This is a genomic window from Kribbella sp. NPDC051586 (assembly GCF_044453965.1).
GTDB lineage: Bacteria > Actinomycetota > Actinomycetes > Propionibacteriales > Kribbellaceae > Kribbella.
The window spans coordinates 550430-566685 of the sequence record NZ_JBITDF010000005.1 but is presented as its reverse complement, the minus strand read 5'-3'; the positions used below and the strand labels follow the sequence as shown (position 1 = coordinate 566685).

The 16256-nt window shown below is 68.9% G+C and carries 17 protein-coding genes; 12 read left to right on the top strand and 5 right to left on the bottom strand.

Translation table 11 applies throughout. The annotated features are described in order from the left end of the window. The first annotated feature begins 5 nt into the window (after nt 1-5). The 7 genes from ACIA58_RS36310 (at nt 6) to ACIA58_RS36280 (ending at nt 6434) form a co-directional block, all read left to right on the top strand. Nucleotides 6-803, top strand: coding sequence for a MerR family transcriptional regulator (locus ACIA58_RS36310; protein WP_396408380.1), 798 nt, complete (start codon nt 6-8; stop codon nt 801-803). A 10-nt stretch (nt 804-813) separates the two neighbouring features. After that, nucleotides 814-1761 carry an ABC transporter ATP-binding protein gene (locus tag ACIA58_RS36305; protein ID WP_396408379.1) on the top strand — a complete coding sequence of 316 codons (948 nt, stop codon included), beginning with the start codon at nt 814-816 and terminating at the stop codon, nt 1759-1761. Further along, nucleotides 1761-2546, top strand: coding sequence for an ABC transporter permease (locus tag ACIA58_RS36300; RefSeq protein WP_396408378.1), 786 nt, complete (start codon nt 1761-1763; stop codon nt 2544-2546). Before ACIA58_RS36305 ends, ACIA58_RS36300 begins: the two co-directional genes overlap by 1 nt. After that, entirely contained in the window at nt 2546-3349 is an 804-nt protein-coding gene (locus ACIA58_RS36295) for an ABC transporter permease (protein WP_396408377.1), read from the top strand. Before ACIA58_RS36300 ends, ACIA58_RS36295 begins: the two co-directional genes overlap by 1 nt. A 38-nt stretch (nt 3350-3387) precedes the next feature. Beyond that, a complete protein-coding gene (locus tag ACIA58_RS36290; RefSeq protein WP_396408376.1) occupies nt 3388-4509 on the top strand; it encodes a hypothetical protein in 1122 nt (373 codons plus the stop codon). A 56-nt stretch (nt 4510-4565) separates the two neighbouring features. Further along, nucleotides 4566-5609: a hypothetical protein gene (locus ACIA58_RS36285; RefSeq protein WP_396408375.1), complete on the top strand. Its 1044-nt coding sequence runs from the start codon at nt 4566-4568 to the stop codon at nt 5607-5609. Nucleotides 5610-5678: 69 nt separating this feature from the next. Then, the gene (locus ACIA58_RS36280; protein WP_396408374.1) at nt 5679-6434 is read left to right on the top strand and encodes a hypothetical protein; all 756 of its coding nucleotides are present in this window, start codon (nt 5679-5681) and stop codon (nt 6432-6434) included. On the opposite strand, the gene ACIA58_RS36275 is transcribed toward ACIA58_RS36280, so the two are convergent. Further along, nucleotides 6431-7579, bottom strand: coding sequence for a phosphotransferase (locus ACIA58_RS36275; RefSeq protein WP_396408373.1), 1149 nt, complete (start codon nt 7577-7579; stop codon nt 6431-6433). The two genes, ACIA58_RS36280 and ACIA58_RS36275, sit on opposite strands and share 4 nt — an antisense overlap. Nucleotides 7580-7622: 43 nt before the next feature. Here ACIA58_RS36275 and ilvA point away from each other — a divergent pair, with 43 nt between their 5' ends. Beyond that, nucleotides 7623-8825 (top strand): threonine ammonia-lyase, encoded by a 1203-nt coding sequence (ilvA, locus tag ACIA58_RS36270; RefSeq protein ID WP_396408372.1) that lies wholly within the window; start codon nt 7623-7625, stop codon nt 8823-8825. Here the strand turns inward: ilvA and ACIA58_RS36265 are convergent. Both ACIA58_RS36265 and ACIA58_RS36260 read right to left on the bottom strand, forming a co-directional pair. Continuing rightward, nucleotides 8810-9829, bottom strand: coding sequence for an alpha/beta fold hydrolase (locus ACIA58_RS36265; protein ID WP_396408371.1), 1020 nt, complete (start codon nt 9827-9829; stop codon nt 8810-8812). The genes ilvA and ACIA58_RS36265 overlap by 16 nt on opposite strands. After that, nucleotides 9822-10265 carry a MarR family winged helix-turn-helix transcriptional regulator gene (locus ACIA58_RS36260; protein WP_396408370.1) on the bottom strand — a complete coding sequence of 148 codons (444 nt, stop codon included), beginning with the start codon at nt 10263-10265 and terminating at the stop codon, nt 9822-9824. Before ACIA58_RS36260 ends, ACIA58_RS36265 begins: the two co-directional genes overlap by 8 nt. A 133-nt stretch (nt 10266-10398) precedes the next feature. Between ACIA58_RS36260 and ACIA58_RS36255 the strand changes: the two genes are divergently transcribed. Both ACIA58_RS36255 and ACIA58_RS36250 read left to right on the top strand, forming a co-directional pair. Continuing rightward, nucleotides 10399-11862 (top strand): MFS transporter, encoded by a 1464-nt coding sequence (locus ACIA58_RS36255; protein WP_396408369.1) that lies wholly within the window; start codon nt 10399-10401, stop codon nt 11860-11862. Nucleotides 11863-11993: 131 nt separating this feature from the next. Then, nucleotides 11994-13043 carry a hypothetical protein gene (locus ACIA58_RS36250; protein WP_396408368.1) on the top strand — a complete coding sequence of 350 codons (1050 nt, stop codon included), beginning with the start codon at nt 11994-11996 and terminating at the stop codon, nt 13041-13043. A gap of 156 nt (nt 13044-13199) precedes the next feature. Here ACIA58_RS36250 and ACIA58_RS36245 read toward each other — a convergent pair whose 3' ends face one another. After that, entirely contained in the window at nt 13200-14429 is a 1230-nt protein-coding gene (locus ACIA58_RS36245; protein ID WP_396408367.1) for an MFS transporter, read from the bottom strand. 136 nt (nt 14430-14565) lie between these two features. On the opposite strand from ACIA58_RS36245, the gene ACIA58_RS36240 reads away from it, so the two are divergent. Both ACIA58_RS36240 and ACIA58_RS36235 read left to right on the top strand, forming a co-directional pair. After that, entirely contained in the window at nt 14566-15174 is a 609-nt protein-coding gene (locus tag ACIA58_RS36240; protein ID WP_396408366.1) for a TetR/AcrR family transcriptional regulator, read from the top strand. Further along, nucleotides 15171-15605: a VOC family protein gene (locus ACIA58_RS36235; RefSeq protein WP_396408365.1), complete on the top strand. Its 435-nt coding sequence runs from the start codon at nt 15171-15173 to the stop codon at nt 15603-15605. The genes ACIA58_RS36240 and ACIA58_RS36235 overlap by 4 nt, the downstream gene beginning before the upstream one ends. A gap of 84 nt (nt 15606-15689) precedes the next feature. Here the strand turns inward: ACIA58_RS36235 and greA are convergent, their stop codons facing one another. After that, on the bottom strand, nt 15690-16202 hold the full coding sequence (gene greA / locus ACIA58_RS36230; protein WP_396408364.1) for a transcription elongation factor GreA: 513 nt from the start codon (nt 16200-16202) through the stop codon (nt 15690-15692). Nucleotides 16203-16256: the final 54 nt, after the last annotated feature.

Here is a 16256-nt window from a genome sequence, read left to right as displayed (position 1 = left end):
GTGTCGTGGAGCGCACGGTCAGCGAGGTGGCCAGGCTCGCCGGTGTCTCGGTGCGGACGCTGCGCCACTACGACTCCATCGGCCTCCTGCCACCCGGTCGGGTCGCCGCGAACGGCTACCGGTACTACGGACGCCCCGAACTGCTCCGCCTGCAACGGATCCTGCTGCTCCGCGAGCTCGGCGTACCGCTGCCCGCGATCGCGCGGATCCTGGACGAGCAGGACGACGAGGTCGTTGCGCTGCAGGAGCATCGTGAGCAGCTCCTCCACGAGCGGCGGCGGCTCGACGACATGCTCGGTGCCATCGACCGGACGATCTCCGGGCTGTCCGGCGACGAGACGGTGACCGACGAGGAGTTCTTCGCCGGGCTGTCACAGGCGCGATCCCGGTTGCGGGACGACCTGGCCGAGCGCTTCGGTGAGGCGGCGGCCGAGGGGTTCGAGAAGGCGGTCCGGGAGACGGGCGGCTGGACCCGTGAGGACTACGAGCGGCTCGGGGACGAAGGGCGCCGGCTGCTGCTGCGGATGGCAGCGGCCCGCGACCGCGGCGTACGGCCGGACTCTGCCGAGGCGCTCGAGCTGGCCGAGCAGCATTACGAGGGGGTGCTGGAGCTGTGGCCCGCCACGCCCGCGTCGTACTACGCGCTCGGTGATCTGATACTCGAGAACGCGGACCAGCGCTCGATCATCGCCTCCGTGGACGACGAACTGCCCGAGTGGCTGGCCGCCGCGGTGAAGGCCTACGCCGTGCAGCGGCTCGGGTACGCCCAAAACAACAAGAAAACTGTCCGTCGGGGCGTCTAGTGTCTGGAAGGTGAGCGAGCAGCGGGAGTCCTTGGTCCATGTCCGCGACCTGCGGAAGTCGTACGGCGACTTCGAAGCGGTCCGCGGCATCGACCTGGATGTGTGGCGGGGCGAGGCGTTCGGGTTCCTCGGGCCGAACGGCGCCGGCAAGTCGTCGACGATGCGGATGATCGGCGCGGTCTCCCCGACCAGCGGCGGCACCCTGCGCATCCTCGGCCTAGACCCGGCCACCGACGGCCCGGCGATCCGCGCCCGGCTCGGCGTCTGCCCGCAGGACGACACCCTCGACACCGAGCTGAGCGTCCGGGAGAACCTCACGATCTACGGGCGGTACTTCGGGCTCAGCCGGGCCGAGTGCCGCGAGCGGGCGGACGAGCTGCTCGAGTTCGTCGCGCTGACCGAGAAGGCGAAGGTCAAGGTCGACGAGCTGTCCGGCGGGATGAAGCGGCGGCTGACGATCGCCCGCTCGCTGGTCAGCAAGCCCGACCTGCTGCTCCTCGACGAGCCGACCACCGGCCTCGATCCACAGGCCCGGCATCTGTTGTGGGACAAGCTGTTCCGGCTCAAACAGGCCGGCGTGACGCTGATCATCACCACCCACTACATGGACGAGGCCGAGCAGCTCTGCGACCGGCTCGTGGTGATGGACGGCGGTCTGATCGCGGCCGAGGGGTCGCCGGCCGAGCTGATCCGGGACTACTCCACCCGCGAGGTGACCGAGCTGCGGTTCGGCCCGGATGTGATGCTCGCCGACCACGACGCCCTGGCCGGCAAGGTCGAGGATCTTGCCCAGCGCATCGAAGTGCTTCCGGACCGCCTGCTGCTCTACACCGACGACGGTGAGCGCGCCGTGGCCGCCGTGCACGAGCGCGGTCTCGAGCCGGCCGCGGTGCTGGTTCGCCGTTCCACGCTCGAAGACGTGTTCCTGAGGTTGACCGGCCGGACGTTGGTCGACTGATGGCCGTAGTAGCTCTGGAGAACGGCCGCCGGATGTTCGACTACTGGCTGACCGTCTACAAGCGGACCTGGAAGGGCACGATGATCAGCAGCTTCCTGCTGCCGATGCTCTACCTGGCCGCGATGGGGATCGGGCTCGGCTCGTTCGTCGACAGCAACGGGACCGGCGCGCTCGGCGGGGTCAGCTACCTGCAGTTCATCGCGCCGGGGTTGCTGGCCTCGACCGCGTTGCAGATCGCGGTCGGCGAGTCGACGTACCCGGTGATGTCCGGGCTCAAGTGGCAGAAGTTCTTCCACTCGATGATCGCGACGCCGCTGCGGCCGGCGGACGTGGTGTACGGGCAGCTCGCCTTCATCGCGTTCCGGGTGCTGAGCTCGTGTGCGGTGTTCCTGGTCATCATCGCGTTGTTCGGCGGGCTGAAGTCGCCGCTCGGGGTGCTCGGGCTGCCGGTCGCGCTGCTCGTCGGGATGGCGGTGGCCGGCCCGATCGCGGCGTACGCGACGACCCTGGAGAACGACTCCGGCTTCGCGATGGTCTTCCGCTTCGGTGTGGTGCCGGCGTTCCTGTTCTCCGGCGCGTTCTTCCCGGTCTCACAACTGCCGAACTGGATCGAGTGGCTCGCGTACGTCAGCCCGCTGTGGCACGCGGTCGACCTGTCCCGCAACCTGAGCCTCGGCACCGTGAATCCGTGGCTCGCGCTCGTCAACGTCGTCTATCTGCTGGCCTGGTTCATCGCCGGCACCTGGCTCGCCGTCCGCGGCTTCACAAGAAAGTTGATCCGCTGATGGCGACCATCGCTGCCCGGGTCGTCCCGGTTCCGGTCCGGCTCGGTGGGGGCCGGCACATCGTCGAGCGGAACTTCCTGCTCTACCGGCGGTCGTGGGTCGTGTTCCTGTCCGGGTTCTTCGAGCCGGTGTTCTACCTGCTGTCGATCGGCATCGGCGTCGCTCACCTGGTCGGCGACTTCACGCTGTCCGACGGGACCACGATCGCGTACGCCGCGTTCGTCGCGCCCGCGATGCTCGCCAGTTCGGCGATGAACGGCGCGATCTTCGACTCGACGTACAACATCTTCTTCCGGATGAAGTACGCCAAGCTCTACGACTCGATGCTGGCGACGCCGCTGCGGCCGTGGGACGTGGCGACCGGCGAGATCACGTGGGCACTGCTGCGCGGAGCGATCTACTCGGCGATGTTCGTCCTGGTGATGCTGATCATGGGCCTGATCTCGTCGTGGTGGGCGCTGCTCGCGCTGCCGGCCTCGGTGCTGATCGGGTTCGCGTTCGCAGGTGCGGGGATGGCGCTGACGACGTTCATGCGCAGCTGGCAGGACTTCGAGTTCGTGCAGTTGGCGATCATGCCGATGTTCCTGTTCTCGGCCACCTTCTACCCGGTCGAGACCTACCCCGGCGCGATCCGCTGGCTGGTCGAGATCACCCCGCTGTACCAGGGCGTCGTCCTCGAGCGCGCCTTCACCACCGGCACCGTCAGCTGGTTCCTCCTCGTCCACGCCCTCTACCTGGCCGCCCTCGGCACCCTCGGCATGTACGTCGCATCCCGCCGCCTCGGCAAACTCCTGCTGAAGTGACCGGAACCGCAACGCCTCCGGCCGCCGTCGGAGTCACCATGACGGACATGTCCTTCCTCGACTTCGTGCGGGCGCCGAAGATCGAGTTGCCCGGTGGAGCGCGGCAGTGGGTCGAGGACTCGCTGCGGTTGCTCATCGAGCACTTCGGGACCGATCCGCTGCGCCGGCCCGCCGTCGTGCCGGGAGAGTTCGTGCCGGTCGGGTACGACGGGTCCGAGTCGGCCGCGCGGGAGTTGTGCCTCAAGGTGAGTGACCGGATGGGCATCGCGTCCGAGCGGATCCGGTTCAGCTTCCGGCTCGAGAAGGTGGTCGAGGCCGGGCAGTTGCTGGGGGCAACGCTGGTCGATGCCTACGTCGCGCAGAGCCTGCCCGCCTTCCGCGGTGCGGCGCCGGCGGACATCGCTGCCGTCCGGAAGTACTCCCGGCTGCTGGGCGCCGCGCCGAACGACCGGTTCGGAGAGCTGCTGGCCGAGTGCGGGGTAGGCGCCCCCGCGCCGGAGGACCCGGACGGCACCGATCTCGGGTTGCTGCCGGAGATCCAGCGGTTCGCCTTCCTGGACTTCCTCACCGAGTTGGTTCGATGCCGCGAGATCGCGGCCGAGCCGGACCCGGTCCGGCGGGCCGAGCTCGAGCAGCAGTTGGATCGGCCGGACCCCGAGACCGCCGGCCTGGAATCGTCGTCGGCCGGGCGATGGACCGACCTGACCTATTGCCTGCCGGGTGTCGAGCTGCTGCCCGGATCCACCGCCATCATGCTCGGTTCCCACGTTCTCGCGGATCCGACGGTTCTGATGGCCGCGGCGTCGCACGAGCTTGGTCATCAGGTCCTGATGCCGTCGGACGTGCCGGGTGCCACCGGCGTACTGCGGGAGCCGCTGACCGATCTGTTTGCCGTGCTTCACGGATTCGGCATCGCGCAGGCGAATGCCGCGCTCGACGAGACCACGATCGGCACCCCGACCGTGGAGACCTTCGGATACCTCGGCGAGACGGCCATCGCCGAGGCGCTCGCGGCGTACCGTTTCCAGCAGCATCGCGTGCTCCAGGACGGACCGCTCGTCCCGGCCTGGCACAGGGTCCTCGACCCCGAGCCGCGCGCCCGTTTCGCCGCCCGGCTCGACGAGCTGATCGGAGGCCCGCCCACCGTCCTCGGCTGGTGATCCAACCGCAATGTTCGCGATGGAACGGGCAACCGGCGGGTCGCGTCAGTTCGGGTATGAAACTGATCGGTGCGTGGCGGCGCCGGCAACGGGACCGGGAGCTGCTGTACGGGCCGAAGGTCATGCTGCCCGGGGGACCCGAGCAATGGATCGAGGACTCGCTCGACTGGCTGACCGGCCGGTTCGGCGTCGAGCCGCTTCGCCGGCCGCCGGTGCTGCCGAGCGATTTCGTGCCCAGGGGGTACGACGGCTCGGCGCATGCCGCCCGTGAGCTCTGCCTGAAGGTCTGCGCCTGGATGGAGGTGCCCGACGACCGGATCCGGTTCGGCTTCCGCATGAACGAGGTCCGCGCCGCCGCCCGGAGCGCTGCCGTCCACCGGCTCCAGGCTGAGCAACGCCCCGGCATCGTCGCGGTATCCGGGCTGAAGGCAACGATGACGGCGGCCGAGGTGGATACCCTCGCCGCGGCGGGTTTCGCGCCCGAGATCGAGGTGCTCGCCGAGCGCGAGCTGCAGGCCGAGCTGAAACGCAGTACTGCGATCGTCCAGGAGACCGACCCGGATCGACGAGGCGAACTGTGCGCACGCGCCGAGGCGGTCTGGTCTGTGCTGCCCGGAAGCGGGTCGCGCGCCTGCTGGCTGGATCTGCGCGCCGGCGGATACGACGGTACTGCGGTGATGCTGTCGGGCGATGCGCTCGTCGACCCGGCCGCGGTGGTGGCGGCGACGGCCCATGAGCTCGGGCACGAGGTGCTCTGGGGATATCACCTGATCGATCGGCAGCGGCCGGATGCCGAGGCGGTGACCGACCTGTTCGCTGTGTTCCACGGGTTCGGGGTCTTCATGGCGAACCAGGCGGTCGAGCGGGTGCCGGGCCGACGCTCTGCTCTGCAGACGCTCGGCTATCTGGGGGAGCGCGGGGCCTCGGACGCCTTGGCGGCGTACTGCTTCCGTCGGCACGAGTTGTGGCCGGTCTCGATGTTGCCGGTGATGCCGGCCGAGCTTGACCGGGCGGTGCGGATCCGCACCTTCGCGCGGCTGGCGTCGATGGTGAAGGACGCGGAGATCGCGTCGATCCAGGAGGGCGCGCCGCTCACCTGATTGTCGACTCACGGTGACCCGGCGACCCCGGAAGGTTTGCGCGCACGCCGGGCAGGCATGATCCGGCGGGTGAGGAATCCGATCGGGATGATGCGACGAAGTCAGCAGGTACGGTCCCAGCTGAAGGCTCCACGCGAACGGTTGCCGGGCGGCAGCCGGCGATGGATCCGCTCGTCGATGGACTGGCTGGTGGGTGAGTTCGGCCGGGACATCCTGCTCCGCCCGATCGCGCTGCCGGACGACGTCATCCCCGACGGGTACGACGGCAGCCGGGAAGCCGCGACGGAGCTCTGTGGCCGGGTGGACGGCCGGATGGATCTGCGGCCGGGGCAGTGCGGGCTCAGCTTCGAGCTCAACGGAGTACGTCGACCGTCGAACCGCGGGACGACTGTGGTGGTGAAGGAGCAGCACGGTCGCTGGAGCCGCGGGACCGGCCAGAACCAGATCGAGCTGTCGCCCACGCTGGCCGATGATCCGGTCGCGCTGATCGCGATCTACGCGCATGAGGTCGGGCACGAGTTGCTGCTCGGCGGAGACCGGATCTCGCTGAACCGCCGCCCTGATCACGAGCCGCTGACCGACCTGATCACAGTCTTCTACGGTCTCGGCATCTTCACCGCGAACGCGGCGTACGAACGACGTCCCCGCGCCAACGGCCGCGGCAAGCAGCCGGTCGCGCGCGGCTACCTGCGCGAGGCCGCCTTGTCCGAGGCGCTCGCCTACTACGCGCTCCTACGTGGCGAACGCCGCCCGGACTGGGACCGCTACCTGGACCCACCCGTACGCCGAGGCATGCGCAACCAACTGGCCGTCCTCCACCGCTAAGCAGGGGAGCTGCTGAGAAGTCTCCGGAGCCACCAGAGGCCGCCGCGAATCATGGAGGCTTTGCTGGGGCCGGTGAGGTGGCCGGGGAGGTGGGCGTAGGTCATGGTCTGGTGGAGGGCGCCGAGCTCCGTCGCCAGGGCGAGGGCTCGGCGAAGGTCTGGGAGAGTCGCGTAGTCCTCCCACTCGTTCAAGTACGCGTCCAGCACCTGCTGGTCGGCCGACAACGGGGACCACTGCTGCTCGGAGAACGTCACCAGGTCCAGGAACGGGTGCGACAACGATGCATCGGTCCAGTCGAAGGCCAGCACCTGGTCACCGCGGACGGCGATGTTCCGGGGGTGGAGGTCGCCGTGGAGGAGCGTCTCGGGGATGCCGATCGCAGCCAGTTCGTTGATTGCCTCGCGCAACTGTTTCGCGCGGTCCGGGAGCAAGCCGCGCTCATCGGGCTCGAGTTGGTCGGTCATCGGGTTCGGGCCCAGCAACCCGTCCAGCTCGGCGTCGAGTACGGCGAGGCGTCGGTCGAAGCAGGTGAGATCCAGCAGTCGTCCGGGCTGATCGGCGTAACCACGTTGCAGACGTGCATGGCGGCGTACGGCGTTGATCCACACGTCGATGTCGGTCTCGGCGGCCAGCGGGGTGCCCAGGTCGGGAAGGAGCATCCACGCGCGCTTCTCGTCGATCGCGATCGGCGCCGGGACCTCGCCCGGGTGGTCCGACGAGGCCTGCTGGAGGAACAGAGGCTCGTGGGCGAACAGGAGCGGCAAGGCGTCTGGGCTGGGTGGCTCGATGGTGGTGGAGTGGGCGATTGCCTTGAAGTACACGTCGCCGTCAGCGGTTGGAATGCGCAGCACGTTCGACAGTCCCCAGGAGCGCACCTGCGTCCACGGACCGGTCGGCTCTACGTGCTCAGCGATCCACGGGAGCGCCTCGTCGTACCACTCTGGCTTCGTCCAGGCGGGGAGGTCCGAGTTGCCGGCGCCGGGGAGCACGTCATACGTGAGCGGCTCCTCGGAGAGGCAGGTCAGTACGGCGGTCTCGATTCCCTGCGAACGCAACGCGAGGATGGTCGGTTCGACATCGGGGAACCACGTGCCGTCCGGGACCTCGACGGAGGTGTCTGACACGCCGACAACCGTGACTCTCATGTGCTGCAGCGTATGTGCCCACCGCGAAACGTAAAGTGATTTTGTGATCGATGCCAGGGACATTGCGCGGGCGGCCGATCTGTTGCACGACGTGGTGGCGCCGACGCCGTTGGAGTACTCGCGGTGGTTGAGCGAACTCGTCGGCGGCGACGTGTTCCTCAAGTGCGAGAACCTGCAGCGGACCGGATCGTTCAAGCTGCGTGGCGCGTTCGTGCGGATGGCCCGGTTGTCCAAGGCCGAGCGCGGCCGGGGCGTGGTCGCGGCCAGCGCCGGCAACCACGCGCAGGGTGTCGCGCTCGCGGCGCAACTGCTCGGCATCAAGTCGACCGTGTTCATGCCGCACGGTGCGCCGATCCCGAAGGAGAAGGCGACCCGGGCGTACGGCGCGGAGATCCGCTTCGTCGGCACGTCGATCGACGACTGCCTGATCGCGGCGCGGACGTTCGCGGCCGAGACCGGCGCGGTGCTGATCCATCCGTTCGACCATCCCGACATCGTGGCCGGTCAGGCGACCGCGGGACTCGAGATCGTCGAGCAGTGCCCGCAGGTGCGGACCGTCGTCGTACCGACCGGTGGCGGCGGGTTGCTGGCCGGGATCGCGGCCGCGATGCAGCGCGACGGGATGCCGATCGAGGTGGTCGGCGTACAGGCGGCCGGCGCGGCGGCGTACCCGGCGTCGCTCGCGGCGGGGGAGCCGGTGCAGTTGGAGCGGATGGCGACGATGGCGGACGGGATCGCGGTCGGGCTGCCCGGGAAGGTGCCGTTCGAGGCGGTGCAGGCGTACGTCGGTGACGTGCGGACCGTCGACGAGGACTCGTTGTCCAAGGCCCTCTTGCTCGTACTCGAACGGGCGAAGCTGGTCGTCGAACCGGCCGGCGCCGCCGCGGTCGCCGCCGTACTCGACGAGCCCAAACGGTTCAAGCCGCCGGTCGTCGTGGTGCTGTCCGGCGGCAATATCGACCCGCTGTTGCTGATGCGCGTGATCCGGCACGGTATGGCGGCGGCCGGGCGGTACCTCTCGCTGCGGGTGCGGATCCCGGACACGCCCGGCGGACTGGCCACGTTGCTGACCCAGTTGGCCGCGCTGGACGCGAACATCATCGAGATCGTGCACGAGCGGATCTCGGAGACGTTGAGCCTGGAGGAGGTCGAGGTCGCCCTGCAGCTCGAGCTCCGCGGCGAGGAGCATCGCGAACGCGTCCTCGCCGGACTCGTTGCCAACGGCTACAGCTACTCGCTCAACTGACGGACGTGGTCCACCAGGCTGATCAGGAACTTGCCGGGCTCCTCCCACGGCGCGAGATGCGCCGAGTGCTCGAACCAGATCGCTTGTTTATAAGGCGCTTCGACTGCCTCGAGCCACGCCTCTACCGGTTTCGTCGGCGTCGTGTAGTCGTGCCGTCCGAAGAACATCAGCACCGGGATCGGGAACTCGGTCACCCCGGAGTAGTCGATCGTGAGCATCTCGTCGAGAACGCGGCCCAACGTGAATTCGTTGCCCTCACCAATCGTCTCGCTCTCCTCGACCGTGTACTCCGGTGACAGCAGCGGCGCCTGGAAGTAGTACAGCGAGTCCTCACGGTACGCCGACAGGCCGCCGCGGTACTGCGCCCATTGCCGCGCGATGATGATCCGCTCGCGGGTCACCGGCCCCTCACCCGGGTACGGCGCGATCGACGCGAGCTGCTCGAGCGCCTCGGTGTGATTGTGCTCGCGGGCCTGCTGCATCGCGTACTCGAAACACAGACCCTCATTGGCGCGGCCGTCGACGATCTGGCCGATCCCGACGTACGCGTAAAACAGGTCAGGGCGGGTCAAGGCAGCCTGCATGGCGACGATGCTGCCCCAGCTGTGGCCGAGCAGGATCAGCTTCTCGACGCCGTACCGCTCCTTGACCTGCTCGGCGAGCTCGATGGCGTCCGCGGCGTACTGCGCGACCGTGAGCGTGTCCGAGATCGTGCTCGGGTCGACGGCGCGCAGGGTGCGGCCGGCCGCGCGCTGGTCGTAGGTGACGACGGTGAAGTACTCCTCGACGGGTCGCTGGAACTCCCAGGCCGCCGGGGCGAGCGGCGAGGCCGGACCGCCGTGGACGAAGAAGATGACCGGGTTCGAGCGATCCTGGCCGCGGGCATAGACGCAGTGGTCGATGCCACCGGCCTTCAGTTCGTAGCTCTCCTGGACGCCCGACGGCGTCACGATGCGATGCAGGTCCGCGATGACCTCGCGGGCGTCGTCGAAGGTCTCAGTCACTCGTCGAGGGTAGAGGCTCGCAGCTCTTCACGAGAGGTGCGTGCAGGCGCTCCGCGAGCACACGGCGCTGGGTCGGCTGCGCCTCGCCCTGAAGCTGCAGACCCTCGTCGGTCAGGCGGACGTTGATCGCGCGGCGATCCTCCGGGCACATGTGGCGCTCGACCAGGCCGGCCACCTCGAGGCGGCCGATCACCCGGGAGAGGGCGCTCTGGCTGAGGTGCACGGACTTGGCGATCGTCGCCACCTTCGCGGAACGCTCCGGCAGCTCGGCGAGCCGCTCGAGCACCTCGTACTCACTCATGCCCAGCGAGTGGCCCACCTGCAGCGCCCGGTCGAGGGCGCAGGTCAGGTCTGCGTGGCGAGCCAGTAGCTCGCGCCATTCGCGCACATCGGCGTTGGTCTCACCAGTCCCAACGCTGACCTTCGTAGCGGTCATGTCGGCGACCATAGCATGCACACGCATTCAATGCAAACGCATTTAATGCCTAGACATTAGATGCACATGCATGAAATAGTCCTTCCTCGTGACTACGCAAACCCCATCACCAACCAGCACTGCACCGGCCCGCATGACCTGGGACGCACGTCTCTGGGGCGCGCTCTTGGTGGTCTGCGGCGTGATCTTCCTCGACGGCCTGGATGTGTCCATGGTCGGCATGTCCCTGCCGTCCATCGGCGCCGACCTGGGCGTCTCCCTTTCTTCTCTCCAGTGGGTCGTGACCGGCTACGTGCTCGGGTACGGCGGTCTGCTGCTGCTCGGCGGCCGGACGGCTGACCTGCTCGGCCGGCGTCGCGTCTTCCTGATCGCGCTGGCCGTCTTCGCCGTCGTCTCGATGCTGAGCTCACTGGCGAGCAACCCCGAACTGCTCATCGCGGCGCGGTTCGTGAAGGGTGTTGCCGCGGCGTTCACCGCCCCGGCCGCGCTCTCGATCATCACCACCACCTTCCACGAGGGCCCGGATCGCAACCGCGCCCTCAGCATCTTCACCACCTGCGCCGCCAGCGGCTTCTCGATGGGCCTGATCCTCGGCGGCGCGCTGACCGAGGTCGGCTGGCGCTGGACCTTCCTGATGCCCGGCCCGGTCGCCCTGATCGTGCTGCTGTTCGGCCTCAAGCTGATCCCGAACAGCCCGCGTGACGACGCCGCCGGCGGGTACGACGTACCGGGCGCCATCACCGTCACCGGCGGAATGCTGTCCCTGGTGTACGCCGTCGTCGGCGCCGAACACGCCGGCTGGGTGTCGGTGCAGACCTTCGGGCTGTTCGCGCTCGCGATCGTGCTGCTGGCGGGGTTCGTCGCGATCGAACTGCGGACCAAGCACCCGCTGGTCCGGCTCGGCATCCTGCGCAACCCGTCGCTGCGGCGGGCGAACCTGGCCATCCTGACCGTCTTCGGCTCGTACGTCGCCTTCCAGCTGATCGGCACGATGTACTTCCAGAACCTGCTCGGCTGGTCGTCGTTCCAGACCGCGCTGGGCTTCCTGCCGGCCGGCCTGCTGGTCGCCACCCTCTCGCCGAACGTCGGCAAGATCGTGGACCGGGTCGGCACCGAGAAGATGATCATCCTCGCGATGGGGCTGTTCGTCGCCGGCTATGCGCTCAGCCTGCGGATCGGGCCGGAGTCGGCGTACTTCTCGACCGTCTTCCCGACGATCATGCTGCTCGGTCTCGGGTTCGCGATCGGGTTCCCGTCGCTGAACATCCAGGCGGTGTCCGGGGTGCCGGACCACGAGCAGGGACTGGCGTCCGGGCTCTTCAACACCTCCAACCAGGTCGGCGGCGCGGTGGTTCTCGCGATCGTGACCGCGGTGATCAGCGGCCGGTCGGTCGGCGCCACCACTCCGGCCGACGTGCTGCCGGCGTACAAGTCCGGGCTGGGAGTCGTGACGGGGATCGCGGCGCTCGGACTGGTGATCGCGCTGACCGGTCTGCGCGGGCTGAAGGCTCGCCGGGCCGTGGAGGAGGACGAGGCGGCCGAGCTGACCGCCGTACAGGACGAGCTGGCGTCGGAGGAGATGACGCCGGCGGCGTGACAACAACCAGCTCCCGCGCGGGGCTGTGCGGTTATAGATGAGTGGTGCGGACTTCTCTCGGGGGTCCGCACCACTGCTTTTCGGGGGATTCCCCGATTGGTTTCGACCCGTCGGGGTGCTGCACTTGGGGCATGAGCAACCAGAGCTACGACCAGCAGGTCAAGGACATCCTCGACCGGGTCGCCAAGGGCCACCTCTCCACCGAGGAGGCCACCACCCTGATCGCCGCCATCAAGACCACTCCTTCCGAGCCCGAAGCTCCGGCGGCAGAAGCTCCGGTTGCCGACAGCGCGAACGGCAAGCCGCCGTGGCCGACCGGCGACGATGTGCCGAACTCGGCCGTGTGGGCCGACGCGGTCGACTCGCCGACCACCGAGCCGCCGGCTGAGCAGGCGAAGGCTGAGCCTGCCGCGGAGCCGGCCGAAGCCGCGGAGCCGGCCGAGCCCGCGGAGCCGGCGCGGCACGCGGCCGAGGCCGCAGAGGTGCAGGACGACACGGTGTCCGACGAGGAGGTCGAGCCGGTCGAGGAGGAGCACAGCAACGTGCCGGTTCCGGCGGGAGTGCAGCGGGTCACGGTGCGGGCGATCGGGCGGCGGGTGAGGCTGATCGGTGAGCCGGCCGTGAACGGCGTGGCGGTCGACGGTCCGCACGTGATCAAGCGCGACGGCGACACGCTCGCCATCAGCAGCGAAGGCGACATGGGCGTCTCGATCGACGGGTTCAGCATGCTGCGCAACCCGACCGACCTGAAGGCGCACGTCAACGGCCTGGCGAAGGAGCTGTCCGTCCGCGTCAACCCGAGCCTCCAGGTCGAGGTCGAGGTGACCGGCGGCAGCGTCAACGCCGAGCGCCTGCCCGGTCTGACCCGGGTCCGCGTCACGGCCGGTACGGCGAAGGTCACCGACGTCGACGGCCCGATCGACGTACTCGTCCAGGCCGGCTCGGCCAACCTGGACGCCCAGCTCACCAAGGGCCGGTCCCGTGTCCGCGTCGAGTCCGGTACGGCGCAGGTCGCGCTCCGCCGCGGCTCCGACGTCCACGTCCACACCGAGGCCCAGCTCGGCCGCGTCACCTGGTCCGGCGCCGTCTCCGGCCAGTCCAAGGACGTAGAAATCGGCCGCGGCCGAGCCGCCCTCGACGTAGAGGTCCTCGTCGGCACCGCCCAGATCGCCTCCGACTGACCACACTCCCCCATCCACCCGCCCCGCGACCGACCGCGTCCCGTTTCAGGGGTTGTGCCCCCCGGGGGGGGGGGGGGGGGGGGGGGGGGGGGGGGGGGGGCGCGCCCCCCCCCCCCCCCCCCCCCCCCCCCCCCCCCCCCCGGGGGCCCCCACCCCTCAGACGGTCAGCTCGGCCGGGATCGTGCGGAGGGTGCGGAGTGGGGAGAAGTAGAGGACGGTGTTGCCGGCGAGGGTGCCGAGGCCTGCGATCCACAGGGTGGTGTGGAGGCCGAACGCCGTGCCGAGGGCGCCGCCCAGCAGGCTGCCGATGGGAGCGGCGCCCCAGCTGACGAAGCTGATGGTGGCGCTCACCCGGCCTTGCAGGTCGGGTGAGCACAGCCGTTGCCGGGTGCTCACCTGCAGGATGTAGCTGACGATGATGCAGAAGCCGGCCAGCAGCGTGCCGGCCAGGAACCAGCTGACCTGCCAGCCGGGCGCGGTCAGCGCCTGCACGGTGAAGGCGACACCGATCCCCGTGGACGACAGCAGCAGCGTCCGCGCATCGCCGTACCGGTTGCTGAGTCTCTCGGTGACGGCCGCGGCCACGACCGCGCCGCCGAGGCCGATCATGCTGAGTACGCCGATAGTTGCCGGCTGCAAATGAACGGCGCGCACCAGGTACACGATCATGATCGCGCCGGCCGCCGCCTGGAAGAGCATCGTCGCCATCATGTTGAGGGCGATCGGCCGCAGTAGGGGGTGCTGGAACACGTACCGCAGCCCGTCGCCGATCTCGCGGCGCAGGTCGGGGCGTTCCGGCTTCACCGGCCCGGCCTCGGGGGTCCGGATCGAGCGCAACCAGACGGCTGACCAGAGAAAGCTGAGCGCATCGAAGCCGATCGTCAGCGCCGCGCCGAGCCACTGCACCAGGATGCCGCTCACACCGGCTCCGACGACCGCCGCGATCGAGTGATTGGCGGCCAGTTTGGCGTTGCCCGGCAGCAGGCGATCCCGGTCGAGCAGCCGTGGCAGGTACGAGTTGTGCGCCACGTCGAACAGCACCGTGAGTATCCCGGCCGGCACGAGTACGGCGTACACCTGCGTGAGGGTGAGTACGTCGAACCACCAGGCGATCGGGATCGACGCGTAGAGCAAGGCCCGGAGCAGGTCGGCGTACACCAGGACCGGGCGGCTACGGACCCGGTCCGCCCATGCGCCCGCGAACAGGCCGAGGACGAGCCACGCCGCCGTCTCGCAGGTCCGCAGCAGCGAGACCTCCAGGGTCGACGCGTTCAAGGTCAGTACGGCGAGCAGCGGGATCGCGCTCATGCTCAGGCGGGAGCCGAGCTGACTGAGCAGATCGGCGGCCCACAGCCGGCGGAAATCTGGGTGACGCAGGATGCCCATTCCGTGACCGTAGAGGCTGACTTGAGTCTTGTCGACTCAAGTATCAACAAAGTTGAGTCGAGGAGACTCAACTTAATTCGCGCGACGCGACGCGGGGCATTGACATGATTTAGACACCGTACAAATAATCCGAACTGTGTTAAAGAGTTCGGACGGCGACTGGCGCGCGGCCCGCCGGGCGAATGCCCGGGCGGCCGTGCTGGAGGCTGCCTGGGGTCTGGTGCGGGACAACGGGCTGGCCGCCCTGTCGTTGCGCGAGCTGGCCAAGCGTGCCGGGATCACCACGCCGACCGTGTATGCGTACTTCGAGTCCAAGAACGCGATCCTGGACGCGATGTTCGCGCAGGCCGCGCAGTCGTTCGTGGAGTTCATGAGCTCGTTGCCCGGGAGCGACGATCCGGCGGCGGATCTGGCCGCCGCGGTCCGGGCCTTCATCGACTTCTGCGTCTCCGACGTACCGCGGTACCAGTTGTTGTTCCAGCACTCGGTCCCGGGCTTCACGCCGTCGGCCGAGTCGTACGAGGCCGCGGTCAGCGCGCTGGCGCTGGCCCGCGACCTCCTCGCACGCAACGGCGTGCACGATCCACGGCACCTCGACATTTGGACCGCGATCACCACCGGCCTGGTCGGCCAGCAGATCTCCAACGACCCGGACGGCGACCGGTGGACGCGGCTGGTCGAGGACGTGACCCGGATGTTCCTCGCGCAGTACGGGGAAACCACGGAGTACAAGGGGGAATCATGACCACTGTCCCGCAGCCCAGGCTCCATCACCTGGCGCTGACCGTGACCGATCTCGATTCGAGCGTCGAGTGGTACGGCGAGGTGTTCGGCGTACGGCCGGTGCTCGACGTGCCGCACCAAGGTGGTGTCGGGCGCATCCTCGCCGACGCGGACCGGCAGCTGATGATCGCGCTGCACCACCACGACACCAACGACGGGGCTCTGTGCGCCGAGACCGTGACGGGGCTGGATCACGCCGGCTTCACGGTCGCGGCGCGTGCGGACCTCGAGACCTGGCAGGACCACCTCGAGGCCCACGGCGTCGTCCGCGCCGACGCCGCCGACAAGCCGCTGACCCAGTCGCCGATCACCGACGAGCCGTACGCCTCGGTGCTCGTCTTCCGCGACCGGGACAACATCCAGCTCGAGCTCTTCGCCCCGGCCCAGCACTGATCCCGTCGCCGGCACCGAACCAGCGCTGACCGCAAAAGCAAGCGCCCCGGTGGCTGTCCACCGGGGCGCTCGGAGCTTGGTGGGTCAGCCGGTGAAGGGTTCCGCGGCGACGATCTGGACCGTGACGGGCTTCCCGTTGGGTGCCTCGTAGGTGGCCTTGTCGCCCTTCTTCTTCCCGAGGATCGCGGCGCCCAGGGGTGACTGCGGCGAGTAGACATCGATGTCCACCGACGCGTCCAGGGCGAGCAATTCGCGGGAGCCGAGCAGGAACGTCTCGACGTCGTCGTCGCCGGCGAACTTGATCGACACCTTCATGCCGGGCTCGATCTTGCCGCCGGCCTTCGGGGTCTCGCCGACCCGGGCGCGACGGAGCATGTCCTCGAGCTGCCGGATCCGGGCCTCGATCTTGCCCTGCTCGTCCTTGGCGGCGTGATAGCCGCCGTTCTCCTTGAGGTCGCCCTCGTCCCTGGCCTCGCTGATCCGCTGGGTGATCTCGGCGCGGGCCGGGCCCTTCAGGTGCTCGAGCTCGGACTTCAGCTGGTCGTAACCGTCCTGCGTCAGCCAGACAACGCTGTCCTCATCGATCCTCTGCGTCACGGGCTGCTCCTTGTGTCGGTGGATGGGCAGGAAAATACTGCTGGCCGCCGTCGT